The 22,591-nt window shown below is 60.4% G+C and carries 18 protein-coding genes; 8 read left to right on the plus strand and 10 right to left on the minus strand.

The window, feature by feature from the left end; genetic code table 11:
• Positions 1-57: 57 nt before the first annotated feature.
• Positions 58-2,124, minus strand: a complete 2,067-nt coding sequence (locus AC5O5I_RS25215; RefSeq protein WP_494511744.1) for an AsmA family protein — start codon at positions 2,122-2,124, stop codon at positions 58-60.
• A gap of 339 nt (positions 2,125-2,463) precedes the next feature.
• Between AC5O5I_RS25215 and AC5O5I_RS25220 the strand changes: the two genes are divergently transcribed.
• The 3 genes from AC5O5I_RS25220 (at position 2,464) to AC5O5I_RS25230 (ending at position 4,999) form a co-directional block, all read left to right on the plus strand.
• Positions 2,464-3,051, plus strand: a complete 588-nt coding sequence (locus AC5O5I_RS25220) for a phage infection protein (RefSeq protein ID WP_494511745.1) — start codon at positions 2,464-2,466, stop codon at positions 3,049-3,051.
• A gap of 122 nt (positions 3,052-3,173) precedes the next feature.
• Positions 3,174-3,806 carry a TetR family transcriptional regulator gene (locus AC5O5I_RS25225; RefSeq protein ID WP_172226789.1) on the plus strand — a complete coding sequence of 211 codons (633 nt, stop codon included), beginning with the start codon at positions 3,174-3,176 and terminating at the stop codon, positions 3,804-3,806.
• 95 nt (positions 3,807-3,901) lie between these two features.
• Positions 3,902-4,999 carry an AGE family epimerase/isomerase gene (locus tag AC5O5I_RS25230; RefSeq protein ID WP_494511746.1) on the plus strand — a complete coding sequence of 366 codons (1,098 nt, stop codon included), beginning with the start codon at positions 3,902-3,904 and terminating at the stop codon, positions 4,997-4,999.
• A 99-nt stretch (positions 5,000-5,098) separates the two neighbouring features.
• Here the strand turns inward: AC5O5I_RS25230 and AC5O5I_RS25235 are convergent, their stop codons facing one another.
• From AC5O5I_RS25235 to AC5O5I_RS25260, 6 genes are all read right to left on the minus strand, one after another.
• Entirely contained in the window at positions 5,099-5,866 is a 768-nt protein-coding gene (locus AC5O5I_RS25235) for an SDR family oxidoreductase (protein WP_172226783.1), read from the minus strand.
• A gap of 593 nt (positions 5,867-6,459) precedes the next feature.
• On the minus strand, positions 6,460-7,176 hold the full coding sequence (locus AC5O5I_RS25240) for an ABC transporter ATP-binding protein (protein ID WP_172226780.1): 717 nt from the start codon (positions 7,174-7,176) through the stop codon (positions 6,460-6,462).
• Positions 7,173-8,048 (minus strand): ABC transporter ATP-binding protein, encoded by an 876-nt coding sequence (locus tag AC5O5I_RS25245; RefSeq protein WP_172226777.1) that lies wholly within the window; start codon positions 8,046-8,048, stop codon positions 7,173-7,175. Before AC5O5I_RS25245 ends, AC5O5I_RS25240 begins: the two co-directional genes overlap by 4 nt.
• Positions 8,045-9,346: a high-affinity branched-chain amino acid ABC transporter permease LivM gene (livM, locus tag AC5O5I_RS25250; protein ID WP_172286397.1), complete on the minus strand. Its 1,302-nt coding sequence runs from the start codon at positions 9,344-9,346 to the stop codon at positions 8,045-8,047. The genes AC5O5I_RS25245 and livM overlap by 4 nt, the downstream gene beginning before the upstream one ends.
• A 2-nt stretch (positions 9,347-9,348) precedes the next feature.
• The gene (locus tag AC5O5I_RS25255) at positions 9,349-10,263 is read right to left on the minus strand and encodes an ABC transporter permease subunit (RefSeq protein ID WP_172226771.1); all 915 of its coding nucleotides are present in this window, start codon (positions 10,261-10,263) and stop codon (positions 9,349-9,351) included.
• A 146-nt stretch (positions 10,264-10,409) separates the two neighbouring features.
• Complete coding sequence (locus tag AC5O5I_RS25260) at positions 10,410-11,546, minus strand: branched-chain amino acid ABC transporter substrate-binding protein (protein WP_172226768.1); 1,137 nt, start codon at positions 11,544-11,546, stop codon at positions 10,410-10,412.
• A 470-nt stretch (positions 11,547-12,016) separates the two neighbouring features.
• Here AC5O5I_RS25260 and pncB point away from each other — a divergent pair, with 470 nt between their 5' ends.
• The gene (gene pncB, locus AC5O5I_RS25265; RefSeq protein WP_172226765.1) at positions 12,017-13,222 is read left to right on the plus strand and encodes a nicotinate phosphoribosyltransferase; all 1,206 of its coding nucleotides are present in this window, start codon (positions 12,017-12,019) and stop codon (positions 13,220-13,222) included.
• Positions 13,223-13,225: 3 nt separating this feature from the next.
• Positions 13,226-14,053, plus strand: a complete 828-nt coding sequence (gene nadE, locus AC5O5I_RS25270) for an NAD(+) synthase (protein ID WP_172226762.1) — start codon at positions 13,226-13,228, stop codon at positions 14,051-14,053.
• Between the two features lie 120 nt (positions 14,054-14,173).
• Here the strand turns inward: nadE and azu are convergent, their stop codons facing one another.
• A complete protein-coding gene (gene azu / locus AC5O5I_RS25275; protein ID WP_084966628.1) occupies positions 14,174-14,623 on the minus strand; it encodes an azurin in 450 nt (149 codons plus the stop codon).
• 349 nt (positions 14,624-14,972) lie between these two features.
• Here azu and AC5O5I_RS25280 point away from each other — a divergent pair, with 349 nt between their 5' ends.
• Positions 14,973-15,560, plus strand: coding sequence for a cytokinin riboside 5'-monophosphate phosphoribohydrolase (locus tag AC5O5I_RS25280; protein ID WP_172226741.1), 588 nt, complete (start codon positions 14,973-14,975; stop codon positions 15,558-15,560).
• A 239-nt stretch (positions 15,561-15,799) separates the two neighbouring features.
• On the opposite strand, the gene AC5O5I_RS25285 is transcribed toward AC5O5I_RS25280, so the two are convergent.
• Positions 15,800-18,103 carry a YgiQ family radical SAM protein gene (locus tag AC5O5I_RS25285; RefSeq protein ID WP_172286400.1) on the minus strand — a complete coding sequence of 768 codons (2,304 nt, stop codon included), beginning with the start codon at positions 18,101-18,103 and terminating at the stop codon, positions 15,800-15,802.
• Positions 18,104-18,332: 229 nt separating this feature from the next.
• Positions 18,333-18,596, minus strand: a complete 264-nt coding sequence (locus tag AC5O5I_RS25290; protein WP_172286401.1) for a DUF3077 domain-containing protein — start codon at positions 18,594-18,596, stop codon at positions 18,333-18,335.
• Between the two features lie 1,168 nt (positions 18,597-19,764).
• Here AC5O5I_RS25290 and AC5O5I_RS25295 point away from each other — a divergent pair.
• Positions 19,765-20,577, plus strand: coding sequence for a YcaO-like family protein (locus tag AC5O5I_RS25295; protein ID WP_494511747.1), 813 nt, complete (start codon positions 19,765-19,767; stop codon positions 20,575-20,577).
• 343 nt (positions 20,578-20,920) lie between these two features.
• On the plus strand, positions 20,921-22,588 hold the full coding sequence (locus tag AC5O5I_RS25300; protein WP_172286403.1) for an ATP-binding cassette domain-containing protein: 1,668 nt from the start codon (positions 20,921-20,923) through the stop codon (positions 22,586-22,588).
• The last annotated feature ends 3 nt before the right edge of the window (positions 22,589-22,591 follow it).

Consider the following 22,591-nt stretch of genomic DNA (forward strand, 5'->3'; position numbering starts at 1 on the left):
TTCGCAATACCTGTGGGCGCTGGCTTGCCTGCGAATGGGCCGCAAAGCGGCCCTCTGCTATTTCCGCCCCTTCACCGCCGCCGGTGCTTTCCCGGCTTTCATCTGCTGCAACAACGGTGTGCACTGGTTGGGATCATCGCCGCTGCTAGGTGCAATCAGCGCCAGCAACCCTGCCGCCGGCCCGGCCACCACACCCAAGGCCACCATCCCCGCCCCACGCAACGCCAGCGGCACTGCCTGCACCCCGGCACTCGGCTTGGCGAACGGCCCGCGTACATACAGCGGCGAACGCAGCGAGAACAGCCTCAACCCTTTCGATTCCGGCGTGACTTTCAGGTCCAGCTGCTCACTGGCGAAATTGGCCGTGCCGTTGATGTAGATGATCGCGTTCTCGGTATCGAAGATAAACAGCCGCGTACTCGCAAGACCGTCCTTGATACCCACATCGGCGGCCGCGCAGTTGATTTTCACGTCCTCGTCGCCAAACAGCTTGCCGACCACATAGTTACCCACGTTCAACCCGGCGATCTCCATCAGGCTGCGGCTGATGGCGCCATCGTTGATCAGCATGCGCAGATCCCCGTTCGCGGTGCCCAGCAGGGCCGCCACCGAATTGCCCCGGCCGCTGATGTCGGCATCACCGTTGAGCTCGCCAAAGCTGGTTTGCATCGGCGCGAAGGTAGGGAACAGTTGCTTGAGCTTGAAGCCACGTGCCGTCAGCCGGGCGCGGCCTTGCAGCGGCACGTTGCGGCCATCCAGGCGCACCTTGGCCGCCAGATTGCCGCCAGCCACCCCGAAGCGCAGCGGCTCCAGGCGCAGCAGGCCGTCGTCCAGGATCACATGGGCCGACAGATCGGTGAACGGCAGTTGTGCGCTGTGTACGATGCGTTTACCGGCAAAAGTGACGTCGGCGTCCATGGCGCGCCAGCGCTCGGTGCGGAACTCTTCCACCGGCAGCACCTTGCCGCTCGGCTGCTTGCTGGCACCGCCGCGGGCCTTCTGCTCGGCGTTGGAGTCGGCGCCGATCAGCGGCGCCAGGTCCTTGAACAGCAACTGGTTGGACACCAGGTTGCCCGACAGCTTTGGCCGTGGCTGGCTGGCGACGAAGGCCAGATCACCGTGAATGTCGCTGTCGCCGATCTTGCCGTTGAAGCCCTGGTAATTGAACGTCGCCCCTTGCGGCGCATGCAGGTTTGCGTTCAGGTGGCCGTCGGTGGAATAAGCCGGGGTGTCGGGCAACGTCACCCCGGTCAACGGGTAGAGGTTGCCCAGGCTGGCACCGGACAGGCGCAGGCGCAGGTCGAGAGCCCCGAGGTTGCGTGGGTCGGTCAGGGTACCGGCGAGCACCACATGGGTGTCGGCAATGCGCACGTCGGCCTGCAGCGGGAACGGCTGGCTGGCGTCCTGCAGGGCCAGCAGGCCGCCGATCTTGCCGGTACCGGCAACCGGCTGGCCTTTGTAACGGCCCTGGGCCTTGAGGCCGAAGGCGTAATCCTGCGCACCGCCGGCTTTGTCGGCGCTGGCCTTGCCGACAATGTCGCTGAACGGGATCGGCTTGCCCAGCGGGTCGATCTGCACCTTCATGCTGGTTTTCAGGGTCTGGTCGTCGAAGCTGACATTGCCTTGGTCGAACCCGATGGCACCGATATCCAGCTGCCACTTGGAGGGTTCTGCGTTTTCATCCTTGGGGCCAAAGTCGAAGGTCCAGTTGGCCCGGCCATCGGCCAGGCGGGTAAGGCTGGCGGTGGGCCTGGTCAGGTCGATGCGCGGGATGCTGATCTGCTGGAACAGCAACGGCAACGGTGCCAGGCGGAACTCGACACGCTCCAGACCGACCATCTTCGGCTCCTTGAGCCATTCGGGGTTGCCCAGGGTCAGGTCTTCGGCAATGAAGTGCGGCCACGGCACCCAGGCCCGCCAACCACCTTCTTCAGGCTCGGTACGCCAATGCACGGCGAGGTTGCCATTGATGGCGAAGGGCCGGTACAAGGCTTCGGAGACCTTCTCGTTCAGCAGCGGTTTGACGCGGTTCCAGTCAAAGGTGGCGATGACCACCACCAGGATCGCCAAGAGGGTCAGGAGGGTGGCGAGGGTCCAGACGAGGATTCTGGCGGGACGCGTCATTGCGTGATTCTCCTTGCGATATGACACAAAACAGGCGCTGCGATGGCATTCACTAGTTCGGACTGATGAAAACCCGTGGGGTTTTATCGGTGGCGCCATGATAGCGAAGTTTTTCCGGGCCTTTTGCTCGGCAATGGATCGCGCCAGGCCGCGCGTGTTACCCGAGTACCGCACAGCGGGCTGCCGCCCCTTCAGCTGAAAAGCGCTACCTAGACGCGTTGCGAACCTCTATCAATACGGTCGATTGTTACCATTACCCGTATGAACTTCTCTCTGGCGTTACCCGGCGTAGCATTGGCTTCGTACCCACTTTCCAGCCCCCGAGAGGAGCACCGAATCATGAAACGCCATCTTCTGAGCCTGACCCTGTCCCTTCTGGCTGCCAATGCCTTTGCCCTGCCAGCCAGCGAGCAACACCTGACCGCCGAATCACACTCCAGCGCTGTCGAAATCGCCCAGCCGCTGAAAACCGTTGCCGAAGGTGGTTCAGATCGCCTGATCGAGCGCACTGGCCGCGTTGCCGAAGGTGGCTCGGATCGCCTGATCGAACGCACTGGCCGCGTTGCCGAAGGTGGCTCGGATCGCCTGATCGAACGCACTGGCCGCGTTGCCGAAGGTGGCTCGGATCGCCTGATCGAACGTACTGGTCGCGTTGCCGAAGGTGGCTCGGATCGCCTGATCGAGCGCACTGGCCGCGTTGCCGAAGGTGGCTCGGATCGCCTGATCGAACGCACTGGCCGCGTTGCCGAAGGTGGCTCGGATCGCCTGATCGAACGTACTGGTCGCGTTGCCGAAGGTGGCTCGGATCGCCTGATCGAGCGCACTGGCCGCGTTGCCGAAGGTGGCTCGGATCGCCTGATCGAACGCACTGGCCGCGTTGCCGAAGGTGGCTCGGATCGCCTGGTTGAAATCAGCCGTGTGAGCTGATCGCCATGGCCGAAAAGAACAACCTCTGTCACAACGCTTGCTCCCCTCCAGGCCCGGTCCATTGACCGGGCTTTGTTTTTTTATCTAGAGTGCCCAGCCTTACCGTCATAGAAGCCCGCAACATGCTGCCGCGCGCCGAACAGAAACTACAGACCCGCCAGGCCCTGCTCGATGCCGCCTGCCTGCTGATGGAGAGTGGCCGTGGTTTCGGCAGTATCAGCCTGCGTGAAGTGGCGAAGACAGCCGGCATCGTGCCCACCGGTTTCTACCGACACTTTACCGACATGGACGCCCTGGGCCTGGCCCTGGTGGCCGAGATCGACACTACCTTCCGCCAGACCATCCGCCTGGTACGGCAAAACGAATTCGAACTGGGCGGCATTACCGATGCATCGGTGCGCATCTTTCTCGATGTCGTGGCCGCCCACCGTGCACAGTTCCTGTTTCTGGCCCGTGAGCAGTACGGCGGATCACATGCCGTGCGCCAGGCTATCGCGCGCCTGCGCCAGGACATCAGCGACGACCTGGCCACTGACCTGGCACGCATGAAGCGCTGGCAGCATCTGGACAACGCAGCGCTGGCGGTGATGGCCGACCTGGTGGTGAAGACAGTGTTTGCTACCCTGCCGGAGCTTATCGACAGCCCCGATGCGGGTTATCCACAGGCGCTGACGCCGCAGGAAAAGATCACCCAGCAGCTGCGCTTCATCTTTGTCGGGGCGCGGCATTGGCAGGGGCTTGGCAACCGGAGCTGATCGCTAACCTGTGGCAGCTGGCTTGCCGGCCACAGGCTACCGAAAACCGCAGTTCTGCTACCATGGCGCCCTGCCCGACAGCGACGAGCGCCGAAATGTCCGACCCCCGCCCTACTCTCCCCGAACTGGCCCGCTTCACCCAGCACTTCGCCGAATGCATCGTGCCAATGTGGCAAGGCCCGGGCTGGAATGCCGACATGGCCCTGCCCTATGAAGCCCTGGACGCCCAGCATCTGCCCTTGCCGGTGCAGCGCTACCGGGCCATGGCCTGCGCGCGCCAGCTGTACCTGTTCAGCAGCCGCATCGGGCAACCCGGCGCGGCAGAACGTGCGGCAGCCTTGTTCCGTTCGCTGCAAAAACACTTCCACGACGCCGAACACGGTGGCTGGTTCTATAGCATCGATGCCCAGGGCAAACCGCTGGACCGGCGCAAGGACCTGTACACCCACGCCTTTATCGTCTTCGCCTGCGCGCATTACTGGGGCAAGGTGCGTGAGCACCTGGTCGAGTCCACCCTGGATGCCGCGCTGGACATCATCAACCAGCAGTTCGCCCGCGACGATGGTCTTTTTGAGGCCAGCCTGGGTGAAGACTGGGGCAACCTGGGCAGCGGTGCGCTGCAAAATCCGCAGATGCACCTGGCCGAGGCCTTCTTGCAGGTGCTGGCCGTACGTGACGACGAACATGCCAGACAGTCGCTGCTACAGCTCTGCGAAGCGCTTGAGGCAAACTTCATCGAACCGGTCCACGGCGTGATGCTGGAAAAGCCACTCGGCGCTGTGGATAACTGGTTCGAACCCGGGCACCAGTTCGAGTGGTTCTATTTGCTGCACACCTCGGCGCTGCTGCGTGACACGCCGCTGCATGCGTCCATCGACCGGGCTTTCGGGTTTGCCGAACAGCAGGGGGTCAAGCAGGGCGCGGTGCTGGCGATGCTGGATGTGGATGGCAAGGTGCTTGATGCCACCCAGCGCGTCTGGGCACAGGCGGAATACCTGCGGGCGCTGGTGTTGCGGGCTGGGGGCGAGGCAAGGTTGCCGGGGCAGTTGCAGGTGCTGGAGGCCAGGTTCCTGCGGGACGCGGGCTGGTACGAGTGCCGCAATGGTGACGGGGCGGTAAGCCGGCATGATATGCCTTCCACAACCCCCTACCATTTGGCGACCTGCCTGGAAGGGTTGCAGCGCTTGGGCTGACGGAATCGCCGGCAAGCCAGGCTCCCACAGGTACTGCACAGCTCTGAAAATCTGTGGTGTACCTGTGGGGGCCTGGCTTGCCGACGATTGGCCCTCGGATCAGCCCTTGACCGACCGGTCGATCGACAGCCCTGCCCAATCCTGGCTCACCGGCATCAGCTCCAGGCTGTTGATGTTGATATGCGCCGGCTGGTTGAGAATCCAGAAAATGGTCTCGGCAATGTCCTGCGGCTGGATCGGTTCGGCGCCAGCATAAGTAGCGTCGTACTTGGCCTGATCCCCGCCGAAGCGCACCAGCGAGAACTCGCTTTCACACAGGCCCGGTTCGATATTGCTCACGCGCACACCCGTGCCTCGCAGGTCGCAGCGCAGGCTCAACGAGAACTGGCCGACAAAGGCCTTGGTACCGCCATACACGTTGCTGCCTGGGTACGGGTAGTTGCCCGCCACCGAACCGACGTTGAGAATCGACGCCCCGCGGCCATGGGCGATCAGCCGTGGGAGCAGCAGGCGTGTGGTGTACATCAGGCCCTTGATGTTGGTGTCGACCATGGTTTCCCAGTCGTCCAGGCTGCAGTTCTGCGCGGCATCCACACCCAGCGCGAGGCCGGCATTGTTGACCAGGCCACGAATTTTCTCGAAACCGGCCGGCAGGTTGCCGATGGCTTGCTCCATGGCTTTGCGGTCACGTACGTCGAGCACCAGGCCATGCACTTCGGTCTTGGCTGACAGTTCGGCACACAGGGCATCCAGGCGTTCCTTGCGACGGCCGGTTAGTACCAGCTTCCAGCCCGCTTCGGCAAAGCGCCGCGCGGTGGCCTCGCCAAAACCTGAAGTGGCGCCAGTGATGAATACGGTGGACGTCATGCTCTGTTCCTCACGGTGGGTTGTGGTCGGCAGTTTTGCAGCATGCCCGCGCCGGACGCCGACAGCAAGTTATCCAGGCCGCTGGTCATTTTTTGTTCATATCCGGCAAAGCCTTGCAGTAGAAGGCTCGCAGCCAGCTATGCGCATGTTATCCACAAGCCTTTCCCCACGGATTGGGGGCAACTTGTCCACCGCGCGGAACCCTTTCAGCTAATGATGGTCGGTGGATATCTTCTAGATGATGGCGCAAGGCTTTCAAGCATGCCGCCTGCAGCCGTCTGTCCAAGGTTTTTGCACAGAGTTATCCACAGGATTTGGCCGTCACTCACGGCGCTTGCAGGGCATTGATAATCCTGGGAATTCATCCACAGGGGGGCATCTGATCAAAAAATGATCACAGCCCTACAAGCCTTGCCATCAAAGGGATTCAGCGAGGTGCTACCATGTTTTCCACAGGCGGTTCCACATTTACCGTGGACAACATCTGGCCTGTGGAAACAACGGCTTGCGGTAGGATGAATGCGGGGAGGATGAGAGGCCTTCGACAAGTTGTCCACATTGAGAATGGGGCTGCGTTGCAGCCCCGATACAACTCAATGCCCCCCAAGGTAAGCGTTGCGCACTTCCTCATTGACCAGCAGCTCCTGCCCCGTCCCGGTCATGCGGATCTGCCCGTTGACCATCACATAAGCCCGGTCCGACAACTTCAGCGCATGGTTGGCGTTCTGCTCCACCAGGAAGATGGTCATGCCGGTCTTGGCCAGCTCGCGCAAGGTCGAGAAGATCTGCTTGACCACGATCGGCGCCAGCCCCAGCGATGGCTCATCCAGCAGCAGCAACTTCGGCCGGCTCATCAGCGCCCGGGCAATCGCCAGCATCTGCTGCTCGCCGCCCGACATGGTCATGGCCCGCTGATTACGCCGCTCCTTCAAGCGCGGAAACAGCTCGTACATGCGCTGCATGTCTTCAGCGGCATGCTTGTCGCCGATGGGGATGGTACCCATCATCAGGTTTTCCTCGACGCTCATGTCGGGGAACACCCGGCGCCCTTCCGGCGACTGGGCAATGCCGTTGGAGGCGATGTAGTGCGACGACTTGCGGGTGATGTCGGTGCCGCGGTACACGATATGCCCGGAAGCCGCGCGCGGCTGGCCAAAAATCGACATCAGCAGGGTCGACTTGCCCGCCCCGTTAGCGCCAATCAGGCTTACCGTCTCGCCTTCGTTGATGTGCATGGAGACTTTTTTCAGCGCCTGGATCGGCCCGTAGAACACGTCCAGGTCCTTCAGCTCGAGAATGGGTGCACTCATACCAGTTCCTCTTCGTCGGCACCCAGGTAGGCGGCGATCACCGTCGGGTTGTGGCGGATGTCCAGCGGCGCGCCTTCGGCAATCACGTTGCCATGGTCCAGCACCACGATGTGGTCCGAAATGCTCATGACCATGCCCATATCGTGTTCGATCAGCACCACGGTGATGTCGTGCTCGTCACGCAGCACCCGGATCATGCGGCTGAGGGCCTCGGTTTCCTGTGGGTTCAGCCCGGCTGCCGGTTCGTCCAGGCAAATGATCTTCGGCCGCGTGCACATGGCCCGGGCAATTTCCAGGCGGCGCTGCTGCCCGTACGACAGTTCGCCGGCCAGGCGGTTGGCGCAGTCGACCAGGTCGACCACTTCCAGCCAGTAGAACGCGTGGTCCAGTGCGTCGCTTTCAGCCTTGCGGTAGGCCTTGGTGTTGAACACCCCGGCCAGCAGGTTGCGGTTGACCCACATGTGCTGGGCGACCAGCAGGTTTTCCACCACCGACATTTCCTTGAACAGGCGAATGTTCTGGAAGGTGCGCGCCAGGCCGGCGCGGTTGACCAGGTGGGTACCGCCAAACATCTTGTAGTACATGCGGTTGACAAAGCGCGCCGGCGAAACGAAGTCGGCGGCCTGGAAACGCTCGCCAAGCAGCTGGATGACGTTGGTCCGGCTGCCGCGCACGTTCAACTCGATACGCCCGCCGCTGGCCTTGTAAAAGCCGGTCAGGCAGTTGAACACCGTGGTCTTGCCGGCGCCGTTGGGGCCGATCAGGGCGAAGATCTGGTTGCGCCGGACCTTCAGGCTGACGTCGCTGAGCGCCTTGATGCCGCCGAACTGCATCATCAGGTTGTCGACCGATAGAATGATATCGTCGCTCATGGCGCCACTCCTTTACGCGGGGTCACACCGGTACGGCTGATGCGGATCAGCCCACGCGGTCGCCAGATCATCATCAGCACCATCAGCACGCCGAACAGCAGCACCCGGTACTCGGAGAAGCTGCGCAGCAGCTCGGGCGCCACGGTCAGCACGAACGCCGCGATGACCACGCCCACGGTCGAGCCCATGCCACCCAGCACCACGATGGCAAGGATCAGCGCGGATTCGAAGAAGGTGAACGACGACGGGTTGACGAAGCCTTGGTAGGTGGCGAAAAACACCCCGGCAAGGCCGGCTGTGGAGGCACCCAGGGTAAAGGCCGAAAGCTTGACCAGTACGTGGTTGAGGCCCATCGAACGGCAGGCGATCTCGTCTTCACGCAGTGCTTCCCAGGCCCGGCCGACCGGCATGCGGGTCAGACGGTGCTTGATGTACAGAACGGCCAGCACCACCATGAACAGCACCGCGTAGATGAACACGAACTTCAGGTTGGCGTTGTAATCGAAGCCGAAGAACTCATGGATCGGCACCCCGCCATCCTTGGCCCGGCGGCCGAATTCCAGGCCGAAGAAAGTCGGCGACGGCGCTGGCATGCCGTTGGGGCCACCGGTGAACGACAGCCAGTTGTTCAGCACCAGGCGGATGATCTCGCCAAAGCCCAGGGTCACGATGGCCAGGTAGTCACCGTGCATGCGTAACACCGGGAAGCCCAGTATGCACCCCGCCAGCGCAGCAGCGATGGCCGCCAGCGGCAGCACGCTCCAGAAGCCCAGGCCAAGGTACTGGTAGCCCAGCGCCAGGCCGTAGGCACCAATGGCGTAGAACGCCACGTAACCCAGGTCCAGCAGGCCGGCCAGGCCTACCACGATGTTCAGGCCAAGGCCCAGCAACACGTAGATCAGGCCGAGGATGACCACGGTCAGCAGGTACTTGTTGGCAAAGATCGGGAAGACGATGGCGATCACGATCAGTGCCGGGATGATGTAGCGCAGCCGCGACTTGTAGTCCGGCGCGTTCACATGCACGCCCGAGCCGCCACTATCGAAGCCCTGGAGCATGCGGCGGCCGGCGCCCGTCTGCAAATACAGGCTGAGCAGGAAGCGGCCGAGCATCACCCCACCCACCAGCCATGCCACGCGGCGGGGTTCGGCATTGAAGGTGTAGCCGTCGAGCACCACGCCGACGACCGGGCCAAAGACAATGAGCGCCAGCAGGCCGGCGACGATGGTCTCCAGCAGGCTGCGTTTGAGATCGAAACCGCTGGTTTCGGAAACAGGGGCAGTTTTGGCAGTGGACATGTTCACACCTTAGCCACGAGCGGGCGACCCAGCAGGCCTTGTGGGCGGAAGATAAGGATCATCACCAGCAGCGAGAAGCTGAACACGTCCTTGTAGTCGGAGTTGATCAGGCCGGAGAACAGCGACTCGGAAATCCCCAGGATGATCCCGCCAAGCATGGCGCCAGGCAGCGAGCCGATGCCGCCGAGCACCGCAGCGGTGAACGCCTTGATGCCGATGATGAAGCCGGCGTAGAAGTCGAAGGTGCCGTAGTTCATGGTGATCAGCACGCCAGCCAGGGCGGCCATCACTGCACCGATGACGAACACATAGGAAATCACCCGGTCGGTGTTGATGCCCAGGATCGAGGCCATCTTGCGGTCTTGCTGGGTGGCGCGGCACATGCGGCCGAGCTTGGTGTACTTGATCACATAGGTAAGCAGGCCCATGCCCAGGAACGCTGCCACCAGGATGAAGATCTTGGTGTAGGTCAGTTGCACGAAGCCGGTGCCGACTTCGACACGCATTGCGCCTTCAAGCAGGGTTGGCACGCCTTGCTGGCGGGCGCCCTGGCTGATCTGCGCGTAGTTCTGCAGGATCAGTGAAATGCCGATGGCGCTGATCAGCGGGGCCAGGCGGGTGGAGTTGCGCAGGGGTTTGTAGGCGATGCGCTCGATGGTGAAGCCGTATACACCGGTGACGACGATGGTGAACAACAGGGTGCCGAGCATCAGCAGGGGGAACGATTCGACACCGAAGTAAGCCAGCAATGCCAGGCTGATTGCCGCGAGGTACGCGGAAATCATATACACCTCGCCGTGCGCGAAGTTGATCATGCCGATAATGCCATAGACCATTGTGTAGCCGATGGCGATCAGGCCATAGACCGACCCGAGGGTCAGGCCGTTGACCAGTTGCTGCAGGAAAATACCATCCATAACGCAATCTCACCTGATTGAGACTGCACGGGCGCCGGCCACGGATGACGCGGCCTCATACGGCGCAGAACCGTGCAGATCTCCGAATAAGGACAGGTACCGCGGGGCTGCGGCCCGGCGCGAGGCGCCCGGGCCGTTGGCCGTTGTTATTTTTGTTTTTCCAGCTGGTGGTACTTGCCGTCCTTGTCCCACTGGTAGACCACGTAGTCGGACACGGTCAGGTCGCCCTTGCTGTCCCACTTTTTCTCACCCATCACAGTCTTCACCGGGTTGGCCTTGAGCCACTTGGCCGCGTCCTCGCCCTTGTTCGACTTCGAGCCATTGAAGGCAGCAGCCAAGGCCTGCAGCGAGGCATAGGCGTACAGGGTGTAGCCTTCAGGCTCGGTACCGGCCTTGCGGAACTCCTCGACCACGGCCTTGCTGTCGGGCAGCATGCGCGGGTCGGCACCGAAGGTCATGTAGACGCCATCAACGTACTGCGCACCACCGGCGGTGGACACCAGTTCGTCGGTGACGATGCCGTCGTCGGACATGAACTTGACGTCCTTCAGGCCCTGCTCGCGCAGCTGGCGGACCAGCGGGCCGGCTTCCGGGTGCAGGCCGCCGAAGTACACCACGTCGGCACCGGTGGAGCGGATCTTGGTGACCACGGCGCTGAAGTCTTTCTCGCCGCGGGTCAGGCCTTCATACAGCACCGGCGTGACTCCGCGTTTGGTCAACTGCGCCTTGGTCGCATCGGCCAGGCCTTGGCCATAAGTGTCCTTGTCGTGCAGCACCGCGACTTTCTTGCCCTTGAGCACATCGACAATGTAGTCACCGGCGACGATGCCCTGCTGATCGTCACGGCCGCACATCCGGAACATGGCGCTAAGCCCACGCTCGGTGACCTGCGGGTTGGTAGAGCCCGGGGTAATGGCGATTACGCCAGCTTCGTCATACACCTCGGAGGCCGGGATGGTATTGGAGGAGCAGAAATGCCCTACCACGCCGATGACCTTGTCCTGGTCGACCAGGCGGTTGGCCACAGCCACGGCCTGCTTCGGTTCGCAGGCGTCATCGCCTTTGACCAGGACGATTTTCTCGCCGTTGACGCCACCGGCGGCGTTGATCTTGTCGGCCGCTGCCTGCGCACCTTTCATGTACTGCTCGCCAAACGCTGCGTTTGCCCCGGTCATGGGGCCCGCTACGCCGATCTTGACGTCGGCCTGAACATACGAAGAAACACCCAGTGCCGTAGCCACGGCCAGTGCCAGGAAACCTTTCTTGTAAAACGTCTGCGACATGAGGTGGTGCTCCTAGAGTTTTTTTTGGTTGGCACTACAACTTCTCAGCCCTGTCCTCAGAGCAAGGGCCGTGCCATAGGTTTTGTCTTCCGGGAAAACACACTGCGCGGGTCGCCTGCAGGCGACCGACGGCCTTTTCTTTACTGAGCGTGCAACCGTCTTCCACGCGACAGGCGCTACCACCCGTACAGACAAGGAGCAACCGTCGAGTGCCATCATTGCAACCCTGACAAGTGTTTACGTGCAACCGCCCTGTAACAGCAGACGTCACCGAAGTGCACACCACTGGTGCGCGACTGCTACAGGCGGCACCGTTTGAAGGCTAGCCGGTGCACGGAAAAACACCTCTGTTTTGGCCGGTCCACGGCCTCTGTGGGAGCGGGTTCACCCGCGAAGAGGCCATCCCAGGCACTACCAGCCCAAAAAGGCTGGCACAATGTCCGCCATTCGCCGCTTCCGGAGCCCCCTTGATGAGCGAAAGCGCATTTGCCGAGCGCATCGTGCACAACCTGCTCGACACCGACTTCTACAAACTCACCATGATGCAGGGCGTGCTGCACAACTACCCTGACGCTGACGTCGAATGGGAGTTCCGCTGCCGCAACGGCGAGGACCTGCGCCCCTACCTCGGCGAGATCCGCAACCAGCTCGAACTGCTCAGCGACCTCACCCTCGATGATGGCCAGCTGGGGTTTCTCGAACGCATCAGCTTCCTCAAGCCGGACTTCCTGCGTTTTCTGCGCCTGTTCCGCTTCAACCTTCGTTACGTGCGCATCGGCATTGAAAACGACCAGCTGTTCCTGCGCCTGAAAGGCCCGTGGCTGCATGTGATCCTGTTCGAAGTGCCGCTGCTGGCAATCATCAGCGAAGTACGCAACCGCCATCTGCACCCGCGCCTGCGCCTGGCCGAGGCCCGCGACCAGCTCTACCGCAAGTTCGACTGGCTGCGCGCGCACGCCAGCGACGACGAGCTGGCCGAACTGCAGGTGGCCGACTTCGGTACCCGCCGGCGCTTTTCCAGCCGTGTGCAGGAAGAAGTGGTACGCGTGCTGCGCGACGATTTCCCGGGCCGCTTTGTCGGTACCAGCAATGTCGATCTGGCATGGAAACTGGACATCAAGCCGCTGGGCACCATGGCCCACGAGTGGATCATGGCCCATCAGCAGCTCGGCCCACGGCTGATCGACAGCCAGATCGCCGCCCTGGACTGCTGGGTCCGCGAGTACCGCGGCCTGCTCGGTATCGCCCTGACCGACTGCATCACCATGGATGCATTCCTCAGCGACTTCGACCTGTACTTCGCCAAGCTGTTCGACGGCCTGCGCCACGACTCGGGCGAGCCAGTGGCATGGGCCGAAAAGGCCATAGCGCACTATCAGAAGCTGGGTATCGACCCGATGACCAAGACCCTGGTGTTCTCCGACGGGCTCAACCTTACCCGGGCCCTCGAGATATTCCGTGCCCTGCGCGGTCGCATCAATGTCAGCTTTGGCATCGGCACCAACCTGACCTGCGACATTCCAGGTGTGGCACCGATGAGCATCGTGCTTAAAATGACCGACTGCAACGGTGCACCGGTGGCCAAGATTTCCGATGAGGCCGCCAAGACCCAGTGCCGCGACGAGAACTTCGTCGCCTACCTGCGCCATGTATTCAAAGTCCCCAGCAAGGAGTAACCCATGCAAGCGGTTCAGCTAGAGATTGCCCAGGCGCTGAAGGTCCAGCCGCCATTCGCCGACGCCGCCGCGCTCGAGGCCGAAGTCGCCCGCCGCGTGGCGTTCATCAAGGACTGCCTGGCCAATGCCCGGCTCAAGACCCTGGTGCTGGGCATCAGCGGCGGCGTCGACTCGCTGACCGCCGCCCTGCTCGCCCAGCGCGCCATCAACGAACTGCGCGCCGAAACCGGGGACAAGGCCTACACCTTCATTGCGGTACGCCTGCCGTATCAAGTGCAGCACGACGAGCATGACGCCCAGGCGTGCCTGGAAGTGATCAATGCCGATGAACTGCACACCGTGGACATCGCCCCGGCAGTGCGGGCGCTGGCGAATGAAGTTGAAGCACTGAAGAACGGCTCGCCAACCTTGGTCGACTTCGTGGTCGGCAACGTCAAGGCGCGCACGCGCATGGTCGCCCAGTACACCATCGCCGGCGCCCGCGCAGGCCTGGTGATCGGCACCGACCACGCCGCCGAGGCGGTGATGGGCTTCTTTACCAAGTTTGGTGACGGTGCCTGCGACCTGGCGCCGCTGAGCGGGCTGGTGAAAAATCAGGTACGGGCCATTGCGCGCAGCTTCGGTGCGCCGGAATCACTGGTGGAGAAGGTGCCGACTGCGGACCTGGAAGACCTGGAGCCGGGCAAGCCGGACGAAGCGTCGCATGGCGTGACCTACCAGCAGATCGACGCGTTCCTGCATGGGCAACCGGTTGACCAGGCAGCATTCGACATCATCGTCGCCACCTACCGCAAGACCCAGCACAAGCGCGAACTGCCTTTCGCCCCTTGATCAATGTAGAAAGGCCTGTGGGTGAACTGTGGGAGCGGGTTCACCCGCGAATGCGGTGGTAGCTGCACCGACGCATTCGCGGGTAAACCCGCTCCCACAAAGTCGGGCATCAGGCCTTGATTACTTGACTACAACCTTGCCCTTCATCATCGAGATGTGGCCCGGGAAGGTGCAGAAGAAGCTGTAGTCACCACCGGCTTCCAGCTTGGAAGTGTCGAATTTGACTTCGGTTTCTTTTTCCGGCGCACCGATCATCGCGGTGTGGGCAATGATGTTGGCGTTATCTTCTTTCAGATAACCCTTCTCGATGCCCTGGGTCATGCCTTCGGTGGCAATGCCCTGCATGTCGGCAGTCTTGCTGATCACCAGGTTATGGCCCATGACGTTCTTCGGCAGGTTGCCGGAGTGGGTCAGTTTGACGGTGAATTCCTTGCAGCTCTTGTCGACGGTGAATTCTTTGGTGGTGTACGACATCTGGTCGGTCGACTCGACCGTTACCGAGCACTCGGCGGCGAAGACAGAGGCGCTGGCGAGGGTCAGCAGGGATACCGCTACAGCTTTCGCAAACATCATGAATCTCCTTGGCAGGGTTTTATCAATTGCGAGACTGCCTGAAACCGTTCCTCCCCTCGCTGATATGGGTCAAGGGGGTGTCAAGTGGTCAGTCAGTAGAATTGTTCAATGGATTGTATACAACCAATCTAAGGGCACATCATGCCCTTTTAATAGACGATGGGACAACCTCTCATTTAGGAGCAATACCAAATGCCCATCTCCGCATTTATCAACAGCCTGCTCGCCGCCTATGCCCACGGGGCTACGGGCGCCATCTGCGAATTCTCCCGCCCGGAATGAATGCTACCTTGGAAGCAGCGTGCGTGCGCCGTACCCTGTCTACCTGAGTGACAGGAGATGAGCAATGCCCGTACGTTCCGTTTGTGTATTCTGCGGCGCCAGCATCGGCGCCAACCCTGCCTACCGTGAAGCAGCCGTCGCGCTTGGCCAGGCCATTGCGCGTCGGGGTCTGACCTTGGTCTACGGCGGTGGGGCAGTCGGCCTGATGGGGGTGGTTGCCGACGCAGCGATGGCTGCGGGTGGTGACGTGGTCGGGATCATCCCGCAAAGCCTGCTGGATGCCGAAGTCGGCCATAAAGGCCTGACCCGCCTGGAAGTAGTCGACGGCATGCATGCACGCAAGGCACGCATGGCCGAGCTGAGCGATGCCTTCATCGCCCTGCCGGGTGGGCTGGGTACGCTGGAAGAATTGTTTGAAGTCTGGACCTGGGGGCAACTGGGCTATCACGCCAAGCCGCTGGGCCTGCTGGATGTGAACGGCTTCTACGAGAAGCTGGGCGGGTTCCTCGATCACGTTGTCGAAGAAGGCTTCGTGCGCCCGCAGCACCGGGCGATGTTGCTGCTGGGGCAGCTGCCGGATGAGCTGCTGGACGGCATGGACAGCTTTGTCGCGCCGGTGGCGCCGAAGTGGGTCGACAAAAGGCCCGACTAAAGCTGATACAGGGGCTGCTTTGCAGCCCAATCGCCAGCAAGCCAGCTCCCACAGGGATTGCACGAAGGCCAAGGCTGGCGCTGTGCCGGGGAGCCAACTCCCTCAGCCAATGCACAAAAGCCAAGGCTGGCGCTGTGCCGGGGAGCCAACTCCCTCAGCCAATGCACAAAAGCCAAGGCTTGCGCTGTACCTGTGGGAGCTGGCTTGCCGGCGATTGGGCCGCAAGGCGGCCCCAGAAATCAACGCGGGATGACAGGCTGGCGCGGTTTCTTGCCGCTGCCCTTACCACCCTTGGCTGCTTCCTTGCGCTCCTTGGCCGCCTGCTGGTTGCGGGCAAACGCGTCGGCCTTGGCCTGCTCGCGCTTGTCCCACGGCTTGCTGCCATCGCTGCCACGCGGCGGCAGGCCAGTGTGCTGGGTAAGGATCTTCTGTTCCTTGCCCACCTTGTGGCTGCCAGCCGGGGTCGAGTTCTTGCGACGCGCGCTCTGGTAGGTGTCACTCTGCGGCTGGTGCAGCGGGATCAGCTGGTGCTTGCCCGGACCGATCAGGTCGGCCCGGCCCATGCGCTCCAGCGCTTCACGCAGCATCGGCCAACCTTTCGGGTCGTGGTAACGCAGGAACGCCTTGTGCAGGCGGCGCTGCTCGTCGCTCTTGACGATTTCCACGCCTTCGCTCTTGTAGGTCACCTTGCGCAGCGGGTTCTTGCCCGAATGGTACATGGCCGTGGCCGAGGCCATTGGCGACGGGTAAAACGCCTGCACCTGGTCGGCGCGGAAGCCGTTGCCCTTGAGCCACAGGGCCAGGTTCATCATGTCTTCGTCGGTGGTGCCCGGGTGCGCCGCGATGAAGTACGGAATCAGGTACTGCTCCTTGCCCGCTTCTTTCGAGTACTTCTCGAACATGCGCTTGAAGCGGTCGTAGGTGCCGATGCCCGGCTTCATCATCTTGTCCAGCGGGCCACGCTCGGTGTGCTCCGGGGCAATCTTCAGGTAACCGCCCACGTGGTGGGTCACCAGCTCCTTGACGTATTCCGGCGATTCCACGGCCAGGTCGTAGCGCAGGCCCGAGGCAATCAGGATCTTCTTCACACCCGGCAGGGCACGGGCCTTGCGGTACAGCTCGATCAGCGAGCTGTGGTCGGTGTTGAGGTTTTCACAGATGCCAGGGAACACGCACGACGGCTTGCGGCAGTGCTTCTCGATTTCGTGGCTTTTGCAAGCGATGCGGTACATGTTGGCGGTCGGGCCGCCAAGGTCAGAGACCACGCCGGTGAAGCCCGGCACCTTGTCGCGCATCTCCTCGATCTCGTGCAGGATCGACTCGTGCGAGCGGTTCTGGATGATGCGGCCTTCGTGCTCGGTGATCGAGCAGAAGGTGCAGCCACCGAAGCAGCCACGCATGATGTTCACCGAGAAGCGGATCATCTCGTAGGCCGGAATGCGCTCTTTGCCATACGCTGGGTGCGGAATACGCGCGTAGGGCATGCCGAACACGTAGTCCATTTCTTCAGTGGTCATGGGGATGGGTGGCGGGTTGAACCACACGTCCACTTCGCCATGCTTCTGTACCAGCGCACGAGCGTTGCCCGGGTTGGTTTCCAGGTGCAGCACGCGGTTGGCGTGGGCGTAGAGCACCGGGTCGTTACGCACCTTTTCAAATGAAGGCAGACGGATCACCGACTTGTCGCGGGTCATACGCGGGCTGTCGAGAATCTGCACCACCTTGGCTTCGTTCGGGTCTTCCTGGTCGCCTTTGGCCTGCTCGATGGCACAGGCCTGGGTGTCCTGGGTGTTCACGTACGGGTTGATGATCTTGTCGACGCGGCCCGGGCGGTCGATGCGGGTGGAGTCGATCTCGAACCAGTCCGCAGGCGTGTCACGGCGAATGAATGCGGTGCCACGCACATCGGTGATGTGCTCGATCTTTTCGCCCTGGGACATGCGCTGGGCAACCTCGACGATGGCCCGCTCGGCGTTGCCGTACAGCAGGATATCGGCACTGGCGTCGACCAGGATCGAATGACGGACCTTGTCCTGCCAGTAATCGTAATGGGCGATGCGCCGCAGCGAAGCCTCGATGCCACCCAGCACGATCGGCACGTGCTTGTAGGCTTCCTTGCAACGCTGGCTGTACACCAGGCTGGCACGGTCCGGGCGCTTGCCGGCCAGGCCACCAGGGGTGTAGGCGTCGTCGGAACGGATCTTCTTGTCCGCCGTATAGCGGTTGATCATCGAGTCCATGTTGCCCGCGGCCACGCCGAAGAACAGGTTCGGCTCGCCGAGCTTCATGAAGTCGTCTTTCGACTGCCAGTTCGGCTGGGCAATGATGCCCACGCGGAAGCCCTGGGCCTCCAGCAGGCGGCCGATGATGGCCATGCCGAACGACGCGTGGTCGACGTAGGCATCACCGGTCACGATGATGATATCGCAGGAATCCCAGCCGAGCAGATCCATCTCCTCCCTGCTCATCGGCAGGAAAGGTGCTGGTCCGAAGCATTCGGCCCAGTACTTGGGATAGTCGTAGAGTGGTTTGGCTGCTTGCATGTCAGTGACCGGTTCTGTTGTGCAGGGAAATCGCGGGCGCGGAATATAGCACAAATTTTGACCAAATCCGACTGTCTTCGTGGGGATTGGTGGGTTGGGCGACGGTTGGGGGGTGGGTCCGCCACCTGGCTGGTCTGGGCTTTGTGGTGGTTCGCCAGGCGTCCGCCACAGGCGCTGGATTTGCTGCGCCGAACACATGGCGGCCTTCATGTAACCTGAAGCCAACCCCTTACTGCTTCATGCCCAACTCAGCATCATCCATCAGCGCCTTGGCCATCGCACTCAGGTAATGGGCCGCCCAGATCATCATCGGTTTCTCATCCATCAACCCGATGATGGTCAGCTCGCGCACGTAGCCCATCAACTCCGAAGACTGCTCGCGTGCGTCCCTGCACGGTATGCCCGCCTCGATGCGAAACAGCGGATGGGCGCCGTTTTCGCCTTGGTAGAAAGTTGTCTTGCCGACAGTGAACTGGGTGTCGTCTGTTGTCATTGTTCAATCCCCCTGAAAATTCTCGACTGCCTCGGCCGGCCTCTTCGCGGGTAAACCCGCTCCCATAGGTACGGCACAAGCCTTGAAATCCTGGGAGACCCTGTGGGAGCGGGTTCACCCGCGAAAGGGCCGGACCAGGCGACATATCAACGAAGCCTTACAGCAGGCCTCTGCCGCTGCATCGGGGGGTCTTCAACAAAAGGGGGATCGTGGGGTGGATCGGGGACAATTTTCAGCATGCTTTAGCTCTCTGTAGGTTCACAAGAGCCGCACTCATGACTTGCAGTGTGATGGGTGGCGGCCACGTACGGGTCTGCAAGACCGGACAGAGAACGAAAACCGGCAGGTTCGAAAACCTCCCGCACGCAGCCACCATCAAGCGGGCCAATGGCGTGCCATTGGCTTACGGTGAACAACATTCGTTTCCTGATCAGGCTTGCAGGCCCGGTCGCTGCTTTGGCAACGACAAAGCCAGACTAGGCCGCCCAGAAAACCACCGCAATGGCGCAAAGGCGGTTGAAAGCTATTTCAGAAACGGCCTACACGCAACGGGAAAAATCTGATTATTTTTTGGCAATCAAGTCAAGATCGTAGCGTGCCCTGTGACGGTTTCGCCTTAGTACCAACCAATGGCCGACGGGTATATGACGACAGTTTAGTTTCCCCCTATGAGATCCAGGCAGGCCTCAAAAGCAAGGAAGATTACCCACAGGAAAACCTGAACTTGCTTGGGCTCACGATGACCGCGCTGCCCCCTGCTGAGCGATCGCAATCCCTTCAGGTTTTTACTGAATGTTTAGCCTATCCAGCCCTCAGAAAATGCTAACCGGCTAATTATTAGTGCTTTTTCTTTATCTCTTAATAACTGCAGGAATCGCCCCTCAAAACTTAGTAAAAAATCCTACGTCAACTTTCCTCAAGAAATCACGAGCAGCTCTTGAACCAAGAAAAAAACAAGTGATACAACAGTGACGCGCTGAAAGGCGCACTCAAATCAACTTTATAGGAGCAATAGCCATGGGACGTCGTCGTTCTGAAATCAACATGCCTCAGATCTCTCGCGTGATGAACTACACATTTACCGAGTCCGAGGTTGACTTCCTCAACATGCTGTAAGCACTAAGCCAGAAGGGGCTTTGCCCCTTCTGGCCTGACCTAGGAGCTAAAGATGATCACCGAACGCGAGTTGACCACAGAAGAAGCCTACAATCGCCTCACAAGGCTACATCAGCATCTGGGCTTTCACTCGAAAACAAAGCTATCAAAAAATAATAACTTGGTCGCCACATGCCACTTATACGACAGGACTTACAAGGAAGTCTCTTGCGGAGCAGGAAAGGGGGAGCATTGTGAACTAGGAGCCCTTGCCGAAAGCCTAGAGCATTACTTCGTCGACAAGGCCACTCCAAACATCATCGAAAGTGACAAAATCTTACAATCCATAGCCCCTTTCGACGACTGGCTACTAAAGTCCATCCCGCCTAGCTGCAAAATACCTTATTTTGCACTTCAAGCATTGGACAGCTACGATGAAATAAAAATACCAGCGATATTGATAGCTCCCTCCTCCAGCAACCTTGAAGCAATTGAGAAAACTGCAGCAGGATTTCTTGCCAAATATGCGAGCAACTCTGGAACAGCGATTGGCTGCACCGAGAGTGAAGCCCTCTTACATGCCATGAATGAAACGATCGAACGTCACGCCCTGTCAATGTACTATCTATCGCTTTGCAATCTGAGCTCGCCCCCAGAAATCTATCGACCCTCCGATTCTTTTCTGGAAGAGACCTTTGCACATGACACCAAGCTTCTCTGCCATGCGAAAAAGCTAGATATATACTTAACCCACGACTTCTATGACCTTCCATTTTGCATTGCTATTTCTCGCAGCAAAAAAGAAGGTTCTCTCAGCGGCGTCGGCTCGGGAAGCTCCATAAATCCATCCATTGCAATGTACCGCGCTGTAACTGAACAGATTTAGTGCGAACAGCTTTATGGGTCGAAAGAAAAACAAGAAGATCTCACCACGGAAAAAGTGCTCATATACTCGGCAAAGCTATCCTCACTTCTGCACCCACGCCCTAAGTACAACGTGCCTGAATATCATCCACCTCGCCTAGAGCTAAGCGTACGCGGACAGATCAAGCGCACGCTGATCAACCTGGGCAAGGATAATAAAACTGTATTCTACCGCACACTATATGAGCACCCCAGCCTCGCCTCAGTCGTACAAGTTTTCATACCCGGACTGGAGCGCTTTCATTTAATAAGGTCCGGAATTCCAGTCGCGCCGCAGAGCGCATTCAAAGGCATAAGGCAATGATATGCATATTTACCGAGGCCTCTTCGCCGCCCTGAGCGCGACCTTAGTTCTCAAAGTTGCGACCGTCGTACCTGCCCTGATCCTGGCCGACATTATCGACAACCTGTCTACCTCGGCCACGTCTTCTCTCGTTCTGCTCGGTGCCTTCATATGCCTTGTCGCACTACAAGCCTCGTTGACCCCTTTACAAGCCTGGTGCCTTGCGCGGCTCTGCCAAGAGCGCGTGAAGCAGCTTTCTATGCGCTGGTGCCGAGGGTTGCTGGACAAACGTTTCGAGGCTTATGGACAACTCCATGGCGGAACCTTGGTAAAGGTACTGGATAGAGGAATAACGGCCCAGGAGCGGTGGCTAGGCTTTCTGATTGGCTCGGCGTGGCCGGTCTTGGCCGAAGCAGTGGTGCTGGTCGCGCTGTTTGCGTACCTCGGGGCTACCTCGGTATTGATCGGCCTCATCCCCTTGAGCTTGGCGTATCTGTGGACAAACGATCGACTGGTGCGCTGGCGTCGCCCCCGTATCGAAGCAGTCAACTCGCGAGAAGACGAACTGGCGGAACAATGGGTTGACACCTTCGCCAGCGCGTCAACGGTCAAGCTGGAGAAGGCCGAGGATGCTGCAATGATTCCGGTCAACCAGACACTGTCGGGCTATGCCGACTCGGCGATAGGGGTTGCCTACAGTGGCGGATGGCTACAGGGCCTGCGCACCCTGTTCATTGGGCTGGGCAGTGGTGGTTTACTGTTGTGGGGTATCCATGATCAATCCCAGGCAACACCGCATCTGAGCCTGGGCGAGCTTGTTGCCCTCTTTACTCTGGTGAGTGGGTTGCTCGCCGGCGTTGCACAACTGGCGGAAGCCTGGCGATTGCTCGATCAGTTCCGGCTCGACAAACGCAAGCTCGAACACTGGCTGCAACTTCCGGTGTTCGGCCCGACAGAATCCATAAAGGCAGAGCCCTCAGATGAAAACGCAGGGCTTTGCATTACCCCCTGTCAACTCAGCGCTCGAAACGCGCTGCAACTGCTGATCGATGAGCCCTTGATAATTCGTGCAGGAGAACGGGTTGCGCTGATTGGGCCCAGCGGGTGCGGCAAGTCCACACTTCTGCATGCGCTGGCAGGAACAGTATTCCAGTTGCGCAAGCATGTTCACCTGTACGGCAGATGTCTGGCTGCACTTGATGCTTGTGAGCAGTTCAGTCGTTTACGACTCTGCCCTCAGGATGCGCACTTCATACCCGGCCCACTGCCCCGCTCAGTGCTGTTAGAGCAAGCTCATGATCGCGGTCAAATCGAACGATGGCTTGAACGACTGAGCCTGAGTAAAGACTGGTACGAACTTGATCTGGATGCACGCGCAGAATCCATTTCGGGTGGAGAAGCACGCAGGCTGACGTTGCTACGCTTGCTTAACCGGCCCGGCGAATTCAATTTCTTTGACGAGCCCACAGCTGGGCTTGATGCCGGATCGGCAGAGCGCACCTGGGACCTGTTATTCGAAACATTCCAAGGGAAAGGGTTGATCTGCGTCACGCATGATCAGAGCGCATTGTCGCGGTTTGACCGGGTTATCACCCTGAGCGAGGGGCGCATCATCAGTAAAGCAAGAACGAAGATCGCTCAGCACACTGAGCCAGCAGGCGCACCGCACACCCTGTGGGAGCGGCATTAGCCG

The sequence above is a fragment of the Pseudomonas sp. 9_2_1 genome, from assembly GCF_059295275.1.